The organism is Clostridia bacterium (genome assembly GCA_035628995.1).
In the GTDB taxonomy this organism is placed as follows: domain Bacteria; phylum Bacillota; class Clostridia; order Lutisporales; family Lutisporaceae; genus BRH-c25.
The window spans coordinates 136,091-156,613 of the sequence record DASPIR010000010.1 but is presented as its reverse complement, the minus strand read 5'-3'; the positions used below and the strand labels follow the sequence as shown (position 1 = coordinate 156,613).

The 20,523-nt window shown below is 42.7% G+C and carries 17 protein-coding genes, 1 pseudogene and 1 other annotated feature; of the genes and pseudogenes, 13 read left to right on the top strand and 5 right to left on the bottom strand.

Annotated elements, in window-relative coordinates:
- From cobU to pckA, 7 genes are all read left to right on the top strand, one after another.
- Window positions 1–561, top strand: a complete 561-nt coding sequence (gene cobU, locus VEB00_03550) for a bifunctional adenosylcobinamide kinase/adenosylcobinamide-phosphate guanylyltransferase (protein ID HYF82089.1) — start codon at window positions 1–3, stop codon at window positions 559–561.
- Between the two features lie 18 nt (window positions 562–579).
- Complete coding sequence (gene cobS / locus VEB00_03545; protein HYF82088.1) at window positions 580–1,332, top strand: adenosylcobinamide-GDP ribazoletransferase; 753 nt, start codon at window positions 580–582, stop codon at window positions 1,330–1,332.
- Window positions 1,329–1,940, top strand: a complete 612-nt coding sequence (gene cobC / locus VEB00_03540; GenBank protein HYF82087.1) for an alpha-ribazole phosphatase — start codon at window positions 1,329–1,331, stop codon at window positions 1,938–1,940. Before cobS ends, cobC begins: the two co-directional genes overlap by 4 nt.
- Window positions 1,941–2,083: 143 nt before the next feature.
- The gene (locus VEB00_03535) at window positions 2,084–3,607 is read left to right on the top strand and encodes a cobyric acid synthase (protein HYF82086.1); all 1,524 of its coding nucleotides are present in this window, start codon (window positions 2,084–2,086) and stop codon (window positions 3,605–3,607) included.
- The gene (gene cbiB / locus VEB00_03530; GenBank protein HYF82085.1) at window positions 3,600–4,535 is read left to right on the top strand and encodes an adenosylcobinamide-phosphate synthase CbiB; all 936 of its coding nucleotides are present in this window, start codon (window positions 3,600–3,602) and stop codon (window positions 4,533–4,535) included. The genes VEB00_03535 and cbiB overlap by 8 nt, the downstream gene beginning before the upstream one ends.
- A gap of 10 nt (window positions 4,536–4,545) precedes the next feature.
- The gene (locus tag VEB00_03525) at window positions 4,546–5,607 is read left to right on the top strand and encodes a threonine-phosphate decarboxylase (GenBank protein HYF82084.1); all 1,062 of its coding nucleotides are present in this window, start codon (window positions 4,546–4,548) and stop codon (window positions 5,605–5,607) included.
- 210 nt (window positions 5,608–5,817) lie between these two features.
- Window positions 5,818–7,374 (top strand): phosphoenolpyruvate carboxykinase (ATP), encoded by a 1,557-nt coding sequence (gene pckA, locus VEB00_03520; GenBank protein HYF82083.1) that lies wholly within the window; start codon window positions 5,818–5,820, stop codon window positions 7,372–7,374.
- 37 nt (window positions 7,375–7,411) lie between these two features.
- Here pckA and VEB00_03515 read toward each other — a convergent pair whose 3' ends face one another.
- The gene (locus VEB00_03515) at window positions 7,412–8,575 is read right to left on the bottom strand and encodes an MFS transporter (GenBank protein HYF82082.1); all 1,164 of its coding nucleotides are present in this window, start codon (window positions 8,573–8,575) and stop codon (window positions 7,412–7,414) included.
- Between the two features lie 273 nt (window positions 8,576–8,848).
- On the opposite strand from VEB00_03515, the gene mutT reads away from it, so the two are divergent.
- A complete protein-coding gene (mutT, locus tag VEB00_03510; protein ID HYF82081.1) occupies window positions 8,849–9,247 on the top strand; it encodes an 8-oxo-dGTP diphosphatase MutT in 399 nt (132 codons plus the stop codon).
- 55 nt (window positions 9,248–9,302) lie between these two features.
- On the opposite strand, the gene VEB00_03505 is transcribed toward mutT, so the two are convergent.
- Window positions 9,303–10,412: a M20/M25/M40 family metallo-hydrolase gene (locus VEB00_03505; protein ID HYF82080.1), complete on the bottom strand. Its 1,110-nt coding sequence runs from the start codon at window positions 10,410–10,412 to the stop codon at window positions 9,303–9,305.
- A gap of 102 nt (window positions 10,413–10,514) precedes the next feature.
- On the bottom strand, window positions 10,515–11,777 hold the full coding sequence (locus VEB00_03500; GenBank protein HYF82079.1) for a hypothetical protein: 1,263 nt from the start codon (window positions 11,775–11,777) through the stop codon (window positions 10,515–10,517).
- 264 nt (window positions 11,778–12,041) lie between these two features.
- On the opposite strand from VEB00_03500, the gene panB reads away from it, so the two are divergent.
- Both panB and VEB00_03490 read left to right on the top strand, forming a co-directional pair.
- A complete protein-coding gene (gene panB / locus VEB00_03495) occupies window positions 12,042–12,890 on the top strand; it encodes a 3-methyl-2-oxobutanoate hydroxymethyltransferase (protein ID HYF82078.1) in 849 nt (282 codons plus the stop codon).
- Window positions 12,891–13,069: 179 nt separating this feature from the next.
- The gene (locus VEB00_03490; protein HYF82077.1) at window positions 13,070–13,912 is read left to right on the top strand and encodes a bifunctional 5,10-methylenetetrahydrofolate dehydrogenase/5,10-methenyltetrahydrofolate cyclohydrolase; all 843 of its coding nucleotides are present in this window, start codon (window positions 13,070–13,072) and stop codon (window positions 13,910–13,912) included.
- Here the strand turns inward: VEB00_03490 and VEB00_03485 are convergent.
- Window positions 13,877–14,818 carry a carbohydrate kinase family protein gene (locus VEB00_03485; GenBank protein ID HYF82076.1) on the bottom strand — a complete coding sequence of 314 codons (942 nt, stop codon included), beginning with the start codon at window positions 14,816–14,818 and terminating at the stop codon, window positions 13,877–13,879. The two genes, VEB00_03490 and VEB00_03485, sit on opposite strands and share 36 nt — an antisense overlap.
- A 152-nt stretch (window positions 14,819–14,970) precedes the next feature.
- Here VEB00_03485 and mtnA point away from each other — a divergent pair, with 152 nt between their 5' ends.
- Entirely contained in the window at window positions 14,971–16,026 is a 1,056-nt protein-coding gene (mtnA, locus tag VEB00_03480) for an S-methyl-5-thioribose-1-phosphate isomerase (GenBank protein HYF82075.1), read from the top strand.
- Window positions 16,027–16,174: 148 nt separating this feature from the next.
- On the opposite strand, the gene VEB00_03475 is transcribed toward mtnA, so the two are convergent.
- Window positions 16,175–17,104 (bottom strand): pseudouridine-5'-phosphate glycosidase, encoded by a 930-nt coding sequence (locus VEB00_03475; protein HYF82074.1) that lies wholly within the window; start codon window positions 17,102–17,104, stop codon window positions 16,175–16,177.
- Between the two features lie 584 nt (window positions 17,105–17,688).
- Window positions 17,689–17,885, top strand: a binding site (T-box leader).
- A 56-nt stretch (window positions 17,886–17,941) separates the two neighbouring features.
- Here VEB00_03475 and ilvC point away from each other — a divergent pair.
- Window positions 17,942–18,943 carry a ketol-acid reductoisomerase gene (gene ilvC / locus VEB00_03470; GenBank protein ID HYF82073.1) on the top strand — a complete coding sequence of 334 codons (1,002 nt, stop codon included), beginning with the start codon at window positions 17,942–17,944 and terminating at the stop codon, window positions 18,941–18,943.
- A gap of 24 nt (window positions 18,944–18,967) precedes the next feature.
- Window positions 18,968–20,488, top strand: a pseudogene (locus VEB00_03465) (2-isopropylmalate synthase).
- Window positions 20,489–20,523 lie beyond the last annotated feature (35 nt).

Genomic DNA, 20,523 nt, shown 5'->3' with positions numbered 1-20,523 from the left:
ATGGGAAAAGCAATCCTCATAACAGGTGGCGCAAGGAGCGGCAAGAGCAGCTATGCGGAGAAGCTGGCCAGGGAGCAGGAAGGAAATGTCCTATACATAGCTACTTCAATACCCTTTGACGAAGAAATGAAAAACAGGGTGAAAAAGCACAGGGAGTCGAGGCCTTCTGAATGGGATACCTATGAAGGCTATAGGGGCCTTGGGCGAGTGATATCAGAAAAAAGCAGCCAATACAAGGGCATACTTCTCGATTGTGTGACAGTTATGGTTACAAACCTGCTGCTGGAACACTCGGGTATAGATTATGAAAATGCCAGCTATGAGGACTTTGAAGTGGTAGAGAGAGCTATAAATGAAGAAATTGAAGAGCTTTTAAAGGGCGTCAGCCAAGCAGATGCCACTGTAATAATGGTTACTAATGAGTTGGGAAGTGGAATTGTACCTGAGAATCTTTTGGGGAGAGTATTCAGGGATATTGCAGGAAGAGTGAATCAGCGCATTGCAGAGCATTGCGATGAAGTTTTTCTCACTGTTTGTGGACTTCCACTAAAGCTTAAATGATACGGAGGAGCCTAAAAAATGAGGATATTTATTCTTACTCTGCAGTTCTTGACCAGAATACCTATAAATGCAGATCTAAAGGCAACTGAGGAGGATTTTGCAAAGGGAGTTGTATATTTTCCCATTGTAGGACTAATTATTGGTGCCTTTAATCTGGCAATATTGGTTGGAGCTTCAAAGATACTTGGGGGAGTGTTCCCGATTATATGCTGCATTATAGCAGGGACTGCCATTACTGGAGGATTTCATGTGGATGGTCTTGCCGACACCTGTGACGGGATATTCTCATCACGTACCAGGGATAAAATGCTTGAAATCATGAGAGACAGCAGGATTGGTACTAATGGGACTATTGCAATAGTGTTTGATTACCTGTTGAAGCTGTCGCTGCTTGCTATGCTTACGGGTAAAGGGCTTTATTTCGCAGTACTGCTATCTCCCGCAGCGGCTAAAACCCTCATGGTACTGCTTATGAAGACTTCTGTCTATGCTCGTTCGGGTCCCGGCTTGGGCGGACTGTACCTTGATAAGCAGACTTCGGCAGCAACGGTGCTTTCAACCGCTATAGGCTTAGTCATAGTTTCGGTATTTTCAGGCATATGGGGTATCGCTGCCTTTGCAGGCTGTGCAGTAGTATGTTTCCTATACAGAAGCTTTATTTATACAAAGCTGCAGGGAATGACCGGGGACACCTTGGGCGCTGCCAATGAACTGCTGGAAATATCTTTTATTCTGATAATGGCTGTCATGGCAGGAAGGGGCATAATATGAAAGACCGTATAACTGAGCTATATCTAATAAGACATGGAGAGACAGAGCTGAACACAAAAGGTGTATATTATGGCTGGACCGACTGCGAGCTCAGCGAAAATGGAATCATGCAGGCAGAAGACCTGGCTGATATCCTCCAGAATGTGAGCTTTGATGCCGTCATATCAAGCAGCCTGATAAGGGCAGTTGTAACAGCGGCTGTTGTAAGTGGTTTTACACCGGATGAGGTTATAAAGGATGACAGGCTCAGAGAGCTGAATTTTGGAGATTGGGAAGGCATGCACCACAGTGAAGTCAAGGAAAAGTATAAGGAAGCATGGGAAAAATGGGGTATGGATTGGAGAAATGCAGCGCCGCCAAGAGGCGAGAGTTTCAGCGAAATATACAGTCGTGTAAAGTGCTGTATTGAGGATATATTGATGAAGCATAAAGGGGAGAGAATCCTTGTTGTATCCCATCAGGGCGCTATGAGAATAATACCCATGGTGCTTCTGGGACTCCCTGAGGAGGCATATTGGAGCTTTACAGCAGAGCAGGGAAGATACAGCCAATATGAAATTGATGAAAAAGGTCAATGCATAGTAAAAAGAGTAAACAGCGGCAGGTAACAAAAACGGCGATAAGCGGCGCAATACTGCGTTGTGCTGCGGTCGAAAAGTCCTCACGTACTCTAAGTACGCTCCGGGCATTTTGCCTTGCACGCCTTGTCTTGCTTGCTTCTAGCCATTTTCAAAATAGGAGAAGGAAAATTATGAGTAGAAATAATTTAAATTCCAAAAGCTTGATGATACAGGGAACGGCTTCTTCTGTAGGAAAAAGCCTGATGTGTACGGCAATTTGCAGGATACTTGCCCAGGATGGGTACAATGTGAACCCCTTCAAATCACAGAATATGTCTTTGAACTCATATATCACCATTGAGGGACATGAAATGGGAAGGGCTCAGGTAATGCAAGCTGAAGCCTGCGGTAAGCAGCCGGACTCCAAGATGAATCCAATACTGCTTAAGCCTACCTCAGATAGGAAATCCCAGGTGATTATTGAGGGCAAGGTCTACGCTGATATGGATGCAGTAGAATATTTTGACTTCAAGCCTCAGCTCAAAGGCCGCATTTCAGAGATTTATCACCAGCTTGAGGACAGCAGCGATATAGTAGTTATCGAAGGTGCCGGAAGCCCTGCAGAGATAAATCTCAATCATGAGGACTTTGTAAATATGGGTATGGCCCAGATAGCAAAGGCGCCAGTGCTGATTGTTGGGGATATAGACCGGGGTGGTGTTTTCGCTTCTCTGGCAGGTACAATGCTGCTTCTTTCTGAAGAGGAAAGGAAGCTTGTCAAGGGAGTAATAATAAACAAGTTCAGAGGTAGTGTTGAAATATTGAATCCCGGGCTAAAGATGCTTGAGGACATAATCAAGGTGCCTGTGCTTGGGGTGATTCCGTACTTCAGTATGAACATAGAGGATGAGGATGGTGTTTCTGAATGGTTAAGATCTGGTGCCAGGAAGGAAGGGGAGCTTGATATAGCAGTAATAAGACTGCCATACATGTCCAACCATACCGATTTCAATGCTCTAAGGCTGCATGAGGATGTATCCTTAAGATTTGTGGGAATAGATGAAGAGCTTGGGAAGCCGGATATAATAATAATTCCGGGTACCAAGAACACTATTCACGATATGGAAGCACTATTAAAAGCAGGAATGGGAAGGAAGATATTGAAGTGCCATGAAAACGGCAGCGTAATCTTCGGAATATGCGGTGGCTATCAGATGCTCGGGAAAGAAATACACGACAGCCTTATGGCGGAGTCGGAAAGTGAGCATTCCATGGGTCTTGGGTTATTGAATTCAATTACTGAATTCCGGCAGACCAAGTTTACAACTCTTGCGAAAGGCACGGACAACGTTTTCGGCACTGAGGTAAGAGGCTATGAGATTCATATGGGAGAAACGAGGGTGGAAGGTGCAGGTTTGCCCTTTATTGCTGTCAGCGAAAGAGGGGGCACAGGATTATCAGCACAGGACGGGTTGGTAAGCGAGGATAGAAGTGTATTTGGAACTTATATGCACGGCATATTTGACAGCTCAGAGTTTGCAAGAAGCTTTCTAAACATGGTAAGGGAGCGTAAGGGATTAGCTCCCCTGGCGAATACTGCCTCTGATTATTGGGAGTACAAGGAAAGCCAGTATGACAAGCTTGCAGACATAGTGAGGAATAACCTGGACATGAAAAAGCTGTATGAAATACTGGAGGCTGGAGTAGATGCTTAGTATTGGAGCGGCTTTCCTGGTGGATTTAGTGCTTGGAGATCCACCATCAATGCCCCATCCTGTCAGACTTATCGGCACTTATATCAGTTCTTTTGAAAAATATGTGAGAAGGCTTGCCAAATCAGAGCTTGGCACAAAGGCAGCGGGAGTATTCCTGCTGATAACTACTGCCGGACTTTCTTATCTGTTGCCCTGGTCTATTTTGAGGTTTGCCGGCAGGGTCAATCCATACCTGTATCATATAGTCAATGTATTGCTGATGTATACCTGTATCGCAGCCCGCTGCCTGTCGGATGAGGGAGGGAGAATATACAATGCTCTTCTGGAGGGCGATTTGGAAAAAAGCAGGAAGCTGCTCTCCATGATAGTGGGAAGGGATACATATAGTCTTAACGAAAGCGGAATTACAAGAGGAGCTGTTGAAACAGTGGCGGAGAACACTTCTGATGGAGTTATTGCTCCGCTGTTTTATATGTTCATAGGGGGAGCGCCTCTGGCTATGGCATATAAGGCAGTCAACACACTGGACTCAATGGTGGGTTATAAAAATGACAGATATCTGCATTTTGGCTGGGCATCTGCCCGTTTTGACGATATAGCCAACTACATACCCGCAAGGCTGACAGGTATACTGATGGTGCTTGCCTCAATGCTTCTGGGATTGGATTATAAAAGAAGCTTTCAGATACTTATTAGGGACAGCAGGAACCACAGCAGTCCCAACAGCGGGTTCCCAGAGTCTGCAGCGGCAGGAGCCCTTGGCGTACAGCTGGGAGGAACAAACCATTACTTTGGAAAGCCTGTGGAGAAGCCTACTATAGGTGAGCCGTCACGGTCTATGAACAAAAATGATATAAAAGCTGTTATAAGGCTGATGTACACAGCTGCAATACTTGCACTTATTTTGTTTTCCATATTATTCGGTTAGGGGGATATGAATGAATTTTCATGGCGGAGATGTATATAAGTTCAGTGGAAGGATTATAGATTTCAGCTCAAATATAAATCCCATGGGAGTACCGGACAGCTTCAAGAGGTTGCTTTCTGAAAGACTAGAGGATTTTACAAAGTATCCTGATTTGGAATACCAAGAGGTAAGGGAGCATGTAGCGGCTTATCTTCAAATAAAGAATATAGAATATATTATCCCGGGGAATGGTGCTGTGGAACTAATATATAAGCTGACAGCTTCCTCCGGTGCTGAAAGGGTAGTAAGCCTTAGCCCAACCTTCTCGGAATACAGGAGGGCGGCAAATGCTGCCGGACTTGAGTTTAATGAGATCTCGGCATTCAGCTCAGACTTTACTACTATAAACATGGAAATGCTGATTGGAAATATAAAACCCCATTCTCTGGTGATAATTTGCAATCCAAATAACCCCACCGGGACTCTTGTTGAGAAAGCTGCCATGAAGGAGCTTGCAGCAGCTCTCTTAAAGCTGGATTGCCGGTTGATTATTGATGAGGCCTTCATGGAATTCACCGACAGCTATCCCGGAAACAGTATGGTTGACACTGTGGAAGAATTCATGAACATAACAGTGATTCGAGCAGCTACCAAGTTTTTCGGAATGCCCGGAATAAGGCTTGGTTATGCAGTTACAGCAAACATAGAAGCAGCAAAGGGTGCAAAGGAGCTTATGGAGCCTTGGAATCTCAACTCTGCAGCTGTTATTGCGGCATGCAGCATATTTGAAGATCAAAGTTATATTGAAAAAGCAAGGACTTGGGTAAAAAGTGAAAGAGAGTATCTTTTCGAGGGGCTTTGCAATCTCAAAGAGTTAAGGGTATATCCCTCAAAGGCAAATTTTCACCTGGTTGAGCTTATAAACAGGAAAATGACTGCTTCACAGCTTAAGGCTGATATGGTGAAGGATGGGATATTGATAAGAACCGCAGAAGGCTTCAATGGACTTTCAGAGTTTCATTTCAGGCTGGCTGTCAAGGACAGGAGTTCCAATGAAACACTTCTTAAAATCTTTAGAGGATTTATGAAATAAGTTACAAATACGGTCGATTAATGTAACTTAATGTCGTCAATGTAACTCACAATTGTGAAATGTTTGTGAAAAGCATAGCACAATCCACCTGCATGATATATAATTATACTGTAAATTGCACATTTGATGTGGGAATCTATCTACCCTTGTATACATAATGCAAGAATATTGACACATTGAATGTGTGCTAATAAATATGGGGGTGGCATTGTGAGATTAGATAATGTAGGTGCCAAGGTGCACCACAATCTGACAGTAGGTAAGCTCGTTGAAGCAGCGGTAAAAAATGAAAGTGCTGTTCTTACTGATACTGGAGCGTTAAGCATCAATACAGGAAAGTATACAGGCAGGTCCCCTGGAGACAGGTTCATTGTTGATGAACCGAGCATACATGACAAAATAGATTGGGGTAAGGTCAATGTACCTATCAGCACTGAGAAATTTGAGAGCTTGTATAAAAAAGTGCTGGACTATATAAAACCGAAAGAGCTTTTTGTTTTTGATGGTTTTGTAGGAGCAGATAAGAATTACAGAATACCTATAAGAGTAATAAATGAATACGCATGTCAGAACCTTTTTGCCCAGCAGCTTTTCATAAAGCCAAAGGCAGGAGAACTGGAAGGCTTTGAACCTGAATATACAGTAATAGCCGCTCCTGGATGCCTTGCTGATGCAGCACTGGATGGCACAAATTCCGAGGCCTTCATTATATTGAATTTTGCAAAGAAAATTGTAATAATTGGCGGCTCCAAGTACTGTGGAGAGATAAAGAAATCCCTATTCACAGTTATGAACTTCATACTTCCTGCAAAGGGTGTAATGCCAATGCACTGCTCAGCCAACATTGGAAAAGATGGAGATGTTGCATTGTTCTTTGGATTATCTGGTACAGGGAAGACTACTTTATCTGCTGATAATGGAAGAAGACTGATTGGAGACGATGAGCACGGCTGGACAGCTGACGGTGTTTTCAACTTTGAAGGAGGCTGTTATGCAAAGTGTATAAAGCTTTCAAAGGAAAATGAACCTCAGATATGGGATGCCATTAGGTTTGGTACTGTAGTTGAAAATGTTGTCATAGACCCTGAGACTGGTGTTCCCAACTATGACAGCGAACAGTTTACTGAAAATACACGTGCAGGATATCCTGTAACCTATATAGATAATGCAGTTGAGGAAGGCGTGGGCGGTAATCCTTCTACGATAGTATTCCTTACAGCTGATGCTACAGGCGTGCTGCCTCCAATCTCAAGGCTTACAAAAGAGCAGGCAATGTATCACTTCATGTCGGGGTACACAAGCAAGCTGGCAGGAACAGAAAGAGGCATAGTAGAACCCACAGCCACTTTCTCCACCTGCTTCGGAGCGCCGTTTATGCCTATGAAGCCACAAGTTTATGCAGAATTGCTTGGTAAGAAGATTGATGAGAATAATGCAAGAGTATTCCTTGTAAACACTGGCTGGAGCGGTGGTTCCTACGGTGTTGGCAAGCGTATGAAGCTGTCCTACACCAGAGCTATGGTAAATGGTGCAATCAGCGGAAAATTGAACAATGTGAAATACGATATGGACCCGATATTCGGATTGAACGTTCCCACTGAATGCCCTGAAGTTCCAACAGAGGTACTGAAGCCTGTGAATGTATGGCAGGATAAGGCAGAATATGAAAAGACAGCAGGAAAGCTTGCCAAGGATTTCAATATAAACTTCCAGAAATTCAAGGGGGTTTCAGAGGATATAGTAAATGCAGGTCCGATAGTAAAATAAGAAAAAGTAGTTTATCCGGAAGGATAAACTACTTTTTTTAAGCCATTTTCTTATCAAAGGACTTCAGATAAATACCTACAAGAAAGGACAATAAGCAGAATACAGACAGCACCCTATAGAGGGAATATACTCCATGGCTCTCCAGCAGCATTCCGCCGCCCAGATTGCCTATGAAGCTTCCAAGCCCGAAACCAAGGGAGGAAAGTATGGTAATGCCGGAGGCTTTGATTTGCTCAGGTATTATTTTGTAGAGATACTGCATAGCTCCCATTAGATAAAGCGGGAAGGTCACACCCTGCAAAAGCTGTATTGCTATAACTGACAAATAGCTTTGCTCAATTGAGCAGAGGAAAAATCTCAGTACATATAATCCAACAGCCCAGAGATATATGTTCAGTTCTCCAAATCTTTTCTGAAGATGACTTCCAAAGAAGAAAGCGGGAATCTCGCTTATAGCAACAACGAACCACACAAATCCAAGGATTGCAACGCTTCCTCCTGTTTTTTTCACCAGAACTGATATGTAGCTGCTATTTGCCCCTAGTGCTATATTGACTAGAAGTACTGAGAACACAAATACCATGAATTTGAATTGCTTTATAGTATCCAGTACATCTCTGATGCTTGGACGTTTTATATTCGCTTTTCCTTCGGTTTTTATGCCAAAAACAAGATATGCGGTTATCGCGAACAATATAGAATATAAGATGAAGCTGACTCTCAAATCTGTCAGCTGGATTACCTTTCCCAAACCCACTGATATCAGCGCAAAGCCTATGGAGCCCACGAGACGCACCTGCCCGTAGCTGAAGGCACCAGTCTGCTCTATTACCTCATAGCTGTATGCATCACACATAGGAGAAGTGATGCTCTGAAATATAATCAGCATGACTATCGAAGCAATTATGTATATAAAGCTATGAGCTGCAAGAAAATTGAAAATTAGTATAGCTGAGAATACCGAGGAGATAAAAAGCGTCTTCTTTTTAGTAAGGCGCTTGTCGGTTATAAAGCCCCATATTGGCTGTGCGATAATGCCCACAAGGGAATTAAGTGCAAATACTATGCCTATCTGTGTATATGTAAGATTTCGGCTTTCCAGGTACAAGGGCAGAAAGGGGTAGTAGCATGCCATAGTACCATACAAGGCGAAATATAGAAGTTCAAATCTTAACCTAAGTGTACTGCTTTCGTTTTGCATGTATATCACCGTCCAATTGAATATTATATAGATTATACCAGAAAAAGCGTAAGTTTCAAATCGTGAGGGTAGGATGTTCGAGGTATACTCTATAATAATATTAATTAATCGGTGTTTGTAGTATAATATTTATTATATTGAACGCACAGAAGTATTCCTAATGGGTATAGTGCGAATTCAATAACAATTAAGGAAATCTTTTTGCGAAATTTGAAAAATAAAATTTAAAAGATATTTCGCATAAAGCTTTATTATCGGCAAAGGAGAGCTTATATGTTTATAGTAACTGCAGCAGCCATGGTAAGAAGCGGCAAGGTGTTGATCGCACAAAGGCAGGCGGGCTCGCACATGGAATATAAATGGGAGTTTCCCGGCGGCAAACTAGAGCCTGATGAAACCCCGGAAGAGTGCATTATAAGAGAGATAAAAGAAGAACTGGATATGGATATAGAAGTAACTGACATTTATAAAGTAGTAAAATTCAAATATGAAGAGAAGGATATTCTGCTCCTGTGCTATTTATGCAAGATACTGAAAGGCAAAGGAAAAACCCTTGAATGCAACGATTTCAGGTGGGTTGAAAGAAATGAGCTTTCTAGCTTTGATTTCGTTCCGGCAGATGTGGCGATTGTTGAAAAGCTTATGCGGGATGAAAAGCTTTTTGCGGAGTAGAAAGAAACAAAGAATAGGCTAGGCCAAAATGAAAAGAAGCGTTTCCGCTTCTTTATTATTTAACCTCTTGTATTATTGCCGCAACCAACTCTGCAGCCTTTTCCATATCTTTTATGGCTATGCTCTCTGAAGTGGTATGCACATTGGTCATTCCTATGGCAATGGTCACTGCCTGCAAGCCTTTACCATTCATTATATTTGTATCACTTCCGCCGCCTGTCGACTCAAGGCAGGCTTCAAGTCCCAACCTTTTTATCGCTGAACCTACAAGCTTTATAACGTCTGCATCCTTTGAAATGTTGATCTCGGGATAATTGAGATACTGTGTAGTCTCGTGTTCAGCTCCATACTCTTTGCAGGCATTATCTATACAATCCAGCATATGCTTTGCCTGAGCTTCAACCTTACTTCTTACAAGGCTTCTTGCTTCCATAGCAATTTCAATTTTATCGCAGACTATGTTAGTCGCGCCGCCGCCGCTTATCTTACCCACATTTGCAGTTGTCTCCTCATCAATACGGAGCAGCTTCATATTGTCGATAGCCCTTGCAGCAACTTGTATTGCACTAATGCCCTTCTCAGGGGCAACCCCTGCGTGAGCAGCTTTTCCTTTTATGGTTGTAAGAGTCTTTAATTGTGCAGGTGCTTGAACTATTACTTTACCCACATCTCCACCGCTGTCAAGTACAAAGGCAAGCTTCGATTTGAGCCAGCTGTAGTCCATATGCTTGGCGCCGAACATTCCGCCCTCTTCACAAATTGTGAATGCAACTTCTATATCACCGTGGAGGATGTTGTTTTCTTTTATGTATCTTACTGCTTCCAATATCGCTGCAATCCCAGCCTTGTCGTCGCCTCCGAGCACCGTGGTGCCATCGCTGTATATGACCCCTTCACGGATTATGGGCTTGATATTTTCGCCGGGAACTACTGTATCCATATGTGCGCATAAGAGTACTGGCTGTGAATCAAGGGTACCCTTAAGCCTGCCCAGGACATTTCCTGTATCTCCGCCTGCCTTCTCACCTGCTTTGTCGATGTATATCTCAAAACCCATTGTTTTTAGCTTTGCTGATAGTAAGGAAGCAAAATTTCCTTCTTTTAACGACAGGCTGCTTACTTTGACCATTTCAATAAACTCATTAACCAATCTATCAGTGTTCACACTAACCCCTCCTAAAAAATCATAATAATATTATACCACAATGTGTTAATAAGGAAATATTGTGCAAGAAAAAGTGGGGTGCTGTAAAACACCCCACTCTGTTTATCTCTTATGCAGTTTTCTTGCTCCTATGAAAGCCAGGCCGTTTTCTGTAAGTGCCCTTGCTGTATTGTTTACTGCATCATGTTTCCCAAGGTAGTTGCCAAGGAGATGAGGCATATCACCGGAGGATATGACTTCTTCCTTGTCTCTGAAGTAATCCAGTATATCCGACGGATGCGACTGTTTAAGCTCTGCTTCTGGGTCACCGCCCTCATGCTTTGCTGAAATGTTTGGTATTGTACGGGCAAGCTCCATTAGTTCATCACGCCTGTTGTACGGCTGGCGGACTATGCTCTTGTAAGTTTCGGTAATGTGATGTTCGATCCTCACGTTGTTTTCAAAGCCGAACTGCCTTCTCATCAAAGAACTTAGCGCTATTGTGTCATTATTTACGGAGTTGCTGAGATTGAAGCCTATGAGAGGAGTAGTGCCATCCTCACGTGCAAAGAGCCTTGCCATCATAAGAGTCCAAAGCACTGAGAAAGGATTGTCATTACCCATGAAAACAGATATTTTGAACTTTATATTGATTCCCAGCTTGTAGAGCATATAGCCAAGGAATACCGTTCCCGGGTTTATGTTAAGAACTTCGTTGACGCCGTAGTTGGTATAATAATATAAGAGTTCGTCAACCCACATCAATGCATGCTCATTAGGCTGACCTACACCGCCGAAATAACCGGTTATTGTGGCGGGACCTCCCAAGTGTACATTTGACCCGTCTGTACCTTTGGTATCAAGGGTCTCTACGTAGCTTGCGCCTACTATCTGCATTGCTGCAGCTATTGCCAGTATATCTCCGTTGTCTGATTCTTGCTCCTTCATCTTCCGTACGCGTATGTATCTTCCGGGCATTATTTCTTTCTTGTCTATTGCTTTCTTCGCTTCCTCGATAAGCCATGGGAAGTATTGCAGCGCACTTATTTCAAGGGTTACTGCCTTATCCTCACTGAAACTCATGGCACTAGCCTTGTCGCCCAGGATATCCCTTCTGTATTGCGATACCGGGATGAAAGCACCTTTGTCCCTCACGGATGCGAGCCATTCAAGGTCCTTAAGGTATGAGGAATCCTGATTCCTTAAGCGTTCAAGCAGGTTAGGCAGTTTCCTTGCCTGTCTTGCTTGTTCATTAATCTCATCAGGTGTACCGTACTTCTCTACTACGCTTAAGATTTCATTGATAAAGCTGTTGCTTGGGTCTGCAAAATAATGGTTGAGTTCTTCGATGAAAGCTGCGTCAATCTTTAAACGATCTCTTAACATAATATACCTCCTCATATAATTTTTTGGAGACATCAATAGTATTTTACAATACAGCTGGCATTTATTCAATATTAGGAAGACGTGCATAATATTTACATATATACGCATAAAATGGCACGTATGCTTAATACTTCTATTTATTAGATTGTTTGAAGGTAAAAAAATATTTTTGTAGAAATATATAATAGTGGTCTATGTATGGTAATAATAGGTATGTATTTTAAATATATCCATATAAAATATAAAAGAAAGGGTTGATCTTTTATGGCAAAGAAGAAAAGTGTATTGGACTTCTACAAGATGAAGAAGGAAGGGGAAGTTGCTGCATGGGTTACAGCCTATGATTTTCCTACAGCTTCCTTTGCTGAACAGGCAGGCATGGACATGATATTGGTTGGAGACTCCTTGGGTATGGTGGTACTTGGATATGAAGGCACGATACCTGTTACCATGGAAGACTGCATCTCCCACTGTCAGGCGGTAAAAAGAGGGGCACCCGCTACTTGGGTTATAGGTGATATGCCCTTCGGCTCTTATCAGGTATCTGATGAGCAGGCAGTGGTTAACGCAGTCAGATTCCTTAAGGAAGGTGGAGTAGACTGTATAAAGCTCGAAGGCGGAGTGAGAGTAAAGAGCAGGATAAGGGCAATAACTGATGCGGGAATAGTGGTGATGGGACATATCGGCTTGACTCCTCAAAGCTCGGGACAGTTTGGAGGATATAAAGCTCAAGGCAGAACACTGGACAGCGCAAGGAATTTGATAAAGGATGCTCTTGCTGTACAGGAAGCGGGGGCTTACGCAATACTTGTAGAGGCTGTTCCACCGGAAGTTACAGCATTTCTGACCAAGCTGCTTACTATTCCTGTTTACTCGATAGGTGCCGGCTTATGTGACGGACAGCTCATCATAAGCGGAGATATGCTTGGCAAATTCCAAGCGTTTACTCCTAAGTTTGTAAAGAAATATGCCAAGGTAGCAGAAGTCGAGACAAACGCTTTCAAAGAGTACATAAAGGACGTAAAGGAAAGGCAGTTCCCTGCTGAAGAGCATGTATATCATGTAATAGACAGCATGGAGGACTTTGAGAAGCTTTTCAAGGAGTTCAAATAAATATGGATTGACCCATTTTAGGCCGCTTTTAAGCGGCCTTTCTTATTCGTGGCAAGGGGAGAATCAATTTGATGTTTTAGGGGAATATTAAATTTTTGTCAATAGCTAATTGCATATTTCAAGAAGGAAATCTATGTTATAATTGATTTCAATATGTTGAACGAAGGAGTAGTGAATATATGGCTGTTTTAGATTGCAAGGAAACCGCCAAAAGCATTAAGGCGGAATTGGCACAGGCGGTGCAGGCCCTTATTGATAAAGGCTCAAACCCGAAGCTTGGGATAATCAGAGTAGGAAGCAGAACTGAGGATATTTCCTATGAGCGTGGTATAATGAGGAGCTGCGAAGGGTTAGGCATAGGCTGTGAAGTGATGGAACTTCCTGAGGACATAAGCAGTGAGAACTTCATGGAAAGGCTGGAGGCGGCGAACAAGGATGAGAGTATACATGGCATTCTCGTATTCAGACCTTTGCCTGCTCATATAGATGAGGATAAGGCCAGCAGTATTATAAATCCGGCAAAGGATATAGACTGTATGAGTCCTTACAATGCGGCCAAGGTATTTGAAGGAGACATCTCTGGTTTTGAACCCTGCACCCCGGCGGCAGTTATGGAAATCATAAAATACTTCGGAATAAACCTGCAAGGGGAAAATGTAGCTGTCATAGGCAGAAGTATGGTGGTAGGAAAGCCTCTGAGCATGATGCTGCTTAAGGAGAACGCCACGGTGACCATATGCCATTCAAGGACAAAGGACATAAAGAGTGTTGTATCACGTGCAGATATTGTAGTAGCTGCCCTTGGAAAAGCCAGAGCAATAGGGGCAGATTATATTAAGCCGGGTGCCATTGTGATAGACGTAGGCGTCAATGCTGCACCGGAAGGCGGAATCTGCGGTGATGTTGATTTTGACAAGGTTAAGGATATTGCAGGGAAGATAACACCTGTGCCAGGAGGAGTAGGAGCTGTAACCACTCTGGTGCTGTTAAAGCATGTGGTGGAGGCCGCACTGCGCAATTAATTTACTGATATTACTTTCAGACAGGTTGGGGCTAACAGTTTCTATTGAGCTTACAGTTATGGCTGCGGCTGCCAATCCGCACAGCAAGGCTTTGTCTATATCTCCATACTTCATAAGGCCATAGAAGAAGCCGGCTGTCAGAGAATCTCCGGCACTGGTTACGTCAGTCACAATCGTAGGCAGGCTTTGGTATAATTTATTTCCTTCAGAATTTGTGTAGCATAAGCCTTCTTTTCCCAAAGTAGTTATAACATTTTGAACACCAGATTTTATAAGCTGAGCAGCCAAAAGCTCAGCTTTATTGGTTTGTACGTCCATGCCAGTCAACGCGCTCAGCTCATCAAGACTAGGGGTGATGAAGTTTATTCCTTTCAGGCAATTCTTGAGCTTCAGTGCTTTTCTTACAGAGACAGGTTCAAGACATACAGGTATAAAGCAGGAATTTGCTGCTGATATTATGAATTCTATGGATGGGACAGGAAGGTTGGCATCACAAATAATAAAGGACGCTTTTTTCATTATTTCAAGTCTTGTCTTGAAATAATCAACATCAAGCTTCCCCAATATCTGCATGTCGGATAATGCTGCTGACATTTCACCCATATTGTCCAGTAAAGCAATATAGGTTCCTGTAAGGCTGTCATCTGCGTGAAGCACATAGTCGACATTGACGCCGCAGCCTGCGGTTTCCTGAAGTACTTTCGCACCTTGTGCGTCAGAGCCTACAGCGCTCAACAGCTTGACTGGCACATTCAGGAGCGCCAAGTTGTGAGCAATATTCCTACCCACTCCCCCTGGGCTGATTTCTATAGCTCCGGGACTGGAGCTGCCTATATCCATTCTATCAAAGGATTTGCCTTTGATATCCACATTTATTCCACCGGCAACCACTATATATCCGTCCAAATACATTCACCCCTATAATTAATTGCTTTAAAACTTATAGTCATATTTTAGCATATAACCAATGAAATTATAAGAATGCTAAAGTAATTGAAATTGAACAGCTAATTATCTATAATGAATTTGAATGCCGTATCAAATTGGAGGTATTACATATGAAAAAGGTTATGGAAGCTTTAAGGTCTGTTAAATGGGAGGATAATGCATTGGTTATACTGGATCAGACTAAGCTGCCCGGTGTAACTGAGTTTATAAAACTTGAAAAGGCAGAGGATGTGTGGGATGCTATATTCCACTTGAAGGTAAGGGGAGCACCTGCAATTGGAATTGCTGCAGCTTACGGGTTGTGTGTGGCAATGAGGGATAATGCAGCTAATAGCTCTGAGGAATTCTTGCTTGCATTAAAAAAGAATTCCGAATATCTGGCTACATCCAGACCTACAGCGGTGAACCTTTTTTGGGCGCTAAAAAGGATGGAGAGAATCGCTGGTGCTAATAAGGACAGGACTGTAGAGGAGCTGAAGGATATCCTTCTAAGGGAAGCCCATGAAATAAGGGATGAGGATGAAAGAATGTGCAGAGCTATTGGAGAGAATGCACTGACCCTATTCCATGATGGAATGACTGTGCTGACCCACTGCAATGCAGGAGGCTTGGCAACAGCAATGTTTGGAACCGCATTGGCACCTATTTATCTTGCTAAGGAAAAGGGTTGGAATATAAAGGTCTTTGCCGATGAGACAAGACCTCTGCTGCAAGGTGCAAGGCTTACTACCTGGGAGCTCCTTCAGGCTGGCGTGGATGTTACGCTTATTTGCGACAACATGGCGGCCGTGGTTATGTCGAAGGGCTTAATAGATGCAGTAATTGTAGGGTGTGACAGAGTTGCAGCCAACGGTGACACAGCCAATAAAATAGGTACATATGGACTGGCAGTGCTTGCAAAGGCGCATAATATACCCTTTTATATAGCAGGACCTACTTCAACCATTGATATGGATACTCCCAGCGGAAAAGAAATTCCCATAGAGGAGAGAAAAGCCGACGAGATTACCTGTGGTATGGGCAGGAGGACAGCTCCAGAGGGGGTTAAGACCTACAATCCGGCATTTGATGTAACTCCAAATGAGCTTATAACTGCCATAATAACTGAGAAAGGCGTTATAAGTCAGCCATACAGTGAAGGCTTGAAGAGATTGTTTGAAGAATAAGGTAAAGCCGCTTATATTGGAATTCCAATATAAGCGGCTTTTTTCTTGTCTTAGTAATAATGCTTCGTAGCCCAACCATATACACGTAGCACGTGGCACGTAGCACGTAGCACGAGGCAAAACCTCAGCGCCCAGCTCTATATGATTATTATTCATTATCCAGCTTGCTGTATTCAACTGCTATCTGAGCAGCGACCAAAGCATTGTTCTTAACCAGAGCCATATTTGCCTCAAGACTTTTTCCGGAAGTTATATCCTTGATCTTGTCAAGAAGGTAGGGCGTAACTTCTTTACCCTTTATACCATTCTTATCTGCTTCTAATAGAGCTATTTCTATTGCTTTGTCTATATCTTCCCGCTGTGCCTCATACTGCTCAGGAATTGGGTTGGCTATTATTACGCCGCCATCCAGCTTTAAATTCCACTTGGTCTTTAGCACTTTTGCACAATCCTGAGGGTTATTTACTCTCATTGGAACCTTAAAGCCACTTTTCCTGGTATAGAAGGCTGGGAAATCATCCGTACCATAGCCTATAACCGGAACACCCAGTGTCTCAAGCTGCTCAAGAGTGAGGCCTATATCAAGTATTGCTTTCACACCGGCACAAACCACAGCAACATTTGTATATGAAAGTTCGGTAAGGTCTGCTGATATGTCAAAGCTTTTATCTGCACCCCGATGAACTCCGCCCATTCCTCCTGTGGCAAAGACACGGATGCCTGCATACTGGGCAAAAATCATAGTTGCTGAAACTGTTGTGCCTCCTGAAAGACCCATGCCTACTACAAAAGGAATATCACGTCTGCTGGTCTTGATAATATTCTTCGAAGATGCCAGAAACTCCATTTCTTCACGAGTGAGTCCTACTTTTATACGTCCATTGATAATCCCCATGGTAGCCGGTATGGCACCATTGTCACGGATAATTTTTTCCAGAGCCAGGGCGGTATCAATATTCTCCGGATAGGGCATGCCGTGGGAAATTATGGTTGATTCAAGAGCAACAATAGGGTCGTAATATCGGAGTCCATCAAGTACTTCTTTGTTTATATCAAGATAGTCGATAAAGTGATTCATATGTCAAACCTCCAAACTTTAGTTAATGCACAGGTAGCTTCTAATGAAATGTTATTTGAATTTTCAATTATACTAGGACAAATATAACACATATTTCAAAATTTTCAAAGATGTTTAGAACTTATATACGTTTTGCAAATATTATCCCCGATAGTACAGCAGCAATGCAATATTAGAAATATTTAGAAAGTTTATAAAAAAATTAAAGCATTGGAAATGCAGCGTTAGCTGAGTATGGACAAATATGCCCTGAATAAAAAAAAGATAAAAAAGTAAAAAAAGGTGTTGACTTATATATCTATAGTTGATATTATCTTCTTTAAATACTTAAATGCAAGTGTGCGAAGAGAAAGGAAATTGTGATTATGCAAATTATGAATAAAAACAAAATATACAATACAAACACAATTTCATACATAATATCCAGAATTATTCTGTGGACAGTCCTAGGCCTAATAATATGCAGCCTGGTGCTATCCACTATTACAGGAATAATTCTAATTGTCGTGCAGCTGATTATAAGCATACTAATTATATCAGGCCTAATTATAAGCCTAATACAGATTATAAAAAACTTAATAACAATAAAAACGATGACAGGAAAAAGTAGACAGATTTTATTCATTCAGAGAGTGGAGGTTGGTGCGAATCCATAGGATGAATCTGTTGAGATCTCATCCTTGAGTTGCAGGCTGAAATTATAGTAAGCCCCGCCGGCTGAGCCGTTAAATAAAATGAGATAAAAAATGGGTGGTACCGCGAAAGACTTTTTGCCCCAGTAATGGGGAGGAAAGTCTTTTTTTATTTATAAAAATTAGAAATTTGGAGGAATGAAAAATGTCAAATGCAAAGATGTACTACGAAAAGGACTCTAATCTAGAGGTGTTTAAGGGGAAAAAGGTTGCTGTTATAGGCTACGGCAGCCAGGGTCATGCACATGCATTGAACCTCAAGGAAAGCGGGGTTGATGTATGTGTCGGACTGTATAAGGGGAGCAAGTCCTGGGAAAGTGCAGAGAAGGAAGGCCTGGAAGTACTTGAAGCAGCGGAGGCCGCTAAGAAGGCAGATTTTATAATGGTTCTGGTGCCTGATGAAAAGCAGGCTAAGCTCTATAAAGAAGCTTTGGAACCCAATCTGACAGAAGGAAAATCATTAATTTTTGCCCACGGGTTCAATATCCATTATGGACAGATAGCACCCCCGAAAAACGTTGATGTATTTATGATAGCACCTAAGGGACCAGGACACACCGTAAGAAGTCAGTTCAAGGAAGGAAAAGGCGTACCATGTCTAATAGCAGTACATCAGGACCATACAGGCAATGCAAAGTCTCATGCGCTGGCTTATGCAAAGGGTATCGGAGGTACAAGGGCAGGAGTGCTGGAGACGACCTTCAAGGAGGAAACCGAAACTGACCTCTTTGGTGAACAGGCGGTACTTTGCGGGGGTGTAACCGAACTTATGAAGGCAGGCTTTGAGACATTGGTAGAGGCAGGCTATCAGCCGGAAAGCGCATATTTCGAATGCTTGCATGAGATGAAGCTTATTGTTGACTTGATAAATCAAGGCGGTCTGAGCTACATGAGGTATTCGATAAGCGACACTGCTGAATATGGCGATTATGTAACCGGTAAAAGGATAATAACTGGAGAAACAAGGACGGAAATGAAAAATATTTTATCGGAAATCCAGGATGGTACTTTTGCAAAGAATTGGATATTGGAAAATCAGGCTAACAGGCCTTCTTACAATGCTATGAGGAAAAGGGAGCAGGAACACCAGATAGAGACAGTAGGAAAGGAACTAAGAAAGATGATGTCGTGGATTGAGAAGAAATGATCAAATAAAAAGGAGATTTTATATATGGTAAAGCAGATTCACATCTTTGACACTACATTGAGGGACGGAGAGCAGTCCCCGGGTATAAGCCTGAATGTCAATGAAAAGCTTAAAATAGCAATGCAGTTAAGCGAGCTGGGTGTTGATATCATTGAGGCAGGCTTTCCCATAGCATCCAATGGCGACTTTGAAGGAGTGATGGCCATAGCGAAGAATATCAAGAATTCCACTATTGCTGCACTGGCGAGAACTGCAAAGCAGGATATTGACAGAGTATGGGAAGCCCTTAAATATGCCGAGCGACCACGGATACACACGTTTATTGCAACTTCTGAAATACACATGAAGTATAAACTCAAAATGGAGCAGTCAGAGGTGCTCAGTAAAGCAGCTGAAATGGTTTCCTACGCCAGGAGCCTATGCCCTGAAGTGGAGTTTTCTCCGGAGGATGCGACAAGAACCAATCCTGAATTCCTGTATCGGGTAATAGAGGCTGTAATTAATGCAGGAGCAAGGGTGATAAACATCCCTGATACCGTAGGATATATGACTCCCAGTGAAATCGGTGGACTTATCCGTAATATAAGGAATAACGTAAGTAATATTGATAAAGCTGTGATAAGCGTACACTGCCACAATGATCTGGGAATGGCCGTTGCAAATTCTCTGTCAGCCATAGAAAATGGCGCGGGGCAGGTGGAGTGCACGGTGAACGGATTGGGCGAGCGGGCAGGAAACGCAGCACTGGAAGAAGTCGTGATGGCACTCAAAACCAGGAAGGATTACTACAGCACCTCAACAAGGATAATGACTGAAAAGATATACAGAACCAGTTCCCTGATAAGTTTTGCTACGGGGGTGGCTATGCAGCCCAATAAGGCAATTGTAGGAGCAAATGCATTTGCTCATGAATCAGGGATACACCAGCATGGGGTAATGGCAAACCGGGAGACCTACGAGATAATGACACCTGAGTCCATAGGCTTGAAACAGAGCCGGATGGTATTGGGAAAACACTCGGGAAGACATGCTTTTGAGGAAAAACTTAAGGAAATGGGGTATGGCAATTTGGAAAGAGAGGATATAAACAAAGCATTTCAAAGGTTTAAGGACTTGGCAGATAAGAAGAAACTCGTTATGGACAGGGATATTGAGGCACTGGTAACCCAGGTGTCTGACAAGGTTATAGAGACATATAAACTTGAATACTTCCAGATATCAAGCGGCAGCGGCATTACATCAACTTCAACGGTAAAAGTCAGTTTCAAAGAAAAAGTTTTCGAAGAGGCTGCCTGTGGCGACGGGCCTGTTGATGCAACCTTTAAAGCTATTGATAGGGCAATAGGGATGAATATAAAGCTTGAGGACTATTTTATAAAGGCTGCCACTGGCGGAAAGGATGCCCTTGGAGAGGTTACAGTGAAGATTTCAAAGGATAATATGAAATTTGTAGGATATGGAGTCAGCACAGATATTGTTGAAGCTAGTGCAAAAGCATATGTGAGCGCTGTAAACCGCATGGTATTCAAACTTGATGAATTAATCAAAAGAGGGGTAAAGGACATAGCAATGGCAGAGAG

Bases quoted from the DNA above. Each gene is read 5' to 3' on its own strand.
- cobU (HYF82089.1), top strand. From the start codon at position 1: ATGGGAAAAGCAATCCTCATAACAGGTGGCGCAAGGAGCGGCAAGAGC.
- cobS (HYF82088.1), top strand. From the start codon at position 580: ATGAGGATATTTATTCTTACTCTGCAGTTCTTGACCAGAATACCTATA.
- cobC (HYF82087.1), top strand. From the start codon at position 1,329: ATGAAAGACCGTATAACTGAGCTATATCTAATAAGACATGGAGAGACA.
- VEB00_03535 (HYF82086.1), top strand. From the start codon at position 2,084: ATGAGTAGAAATAATTTAAATTCCAAAAGCTTGATGATACAGGGAACG.
- cbiB (HYF82085.1), top strand. From the start codon at position 3,600: ATGCTTAGTATTGGAGCGGCTTTCCTGGTGGATTTAGTGCTTGGAGAT.
- VEB00_03525 (HYF82084.1), top strand. From the start codon at position 4,546: ATGAATTTTCATGGCGGAGATGTATATAAGTTCAGTGGAAGGATTATA.
- VEB00_03515 (HYF82082.1), bottom strand. From the start codon at position 8,575: ATGCAAAACGAAAGCAGTACACTTAGGTTAAGATTTGAACTTCTATAT.
- mutT (HYF82081.1), top strand. From the start codon at position 8,849: ATGTTTATAGTAACTGCAGCAGCCATGGTAAGAAGCGGCAAGGTGTTG.
- VEB00_03500 (HYF82079.1), bottom strand. From the start codon at position 11,777: ATGTTAAGAGATCGTTTAAAGATTGACGCAGCTTTCATCGAAGAACTC.
- panB (HYF82078.1), top strand. From the start codon at position 12,042: ATGGCAAAGAAGAAAAGTGTATTGGACTTCTACAAGATGAAGAAGGAA.
- VEB00_03490 (HYF82077.1), top strand. From the start codon at position 13,070: ATGGCTGTTTTAGATTGCAAGGAAACCGCCAAAAGCATTAAGGCGGAA.
- mtnA (HYF82075.1), top strand. From the start codon at position 14,971: ATGAAAAAGGTTATGGAAGCTTTAAGGTCTGTTAAATGGGAGGATAAT.
- VEB00_03475 (HYF82074.1), bottom strand. From the start codon at position 17,104: ATGAATCACTTTATCGACTATCTTGATATAAACAAAGAAGTACTTGAT.
- ilvC (HYF82073.1), top strand. From the start codon at position 17,942: ATGTCAAATGCAAAGATGTACTACGAAAAGGACTCTAATCTAGAGGTG.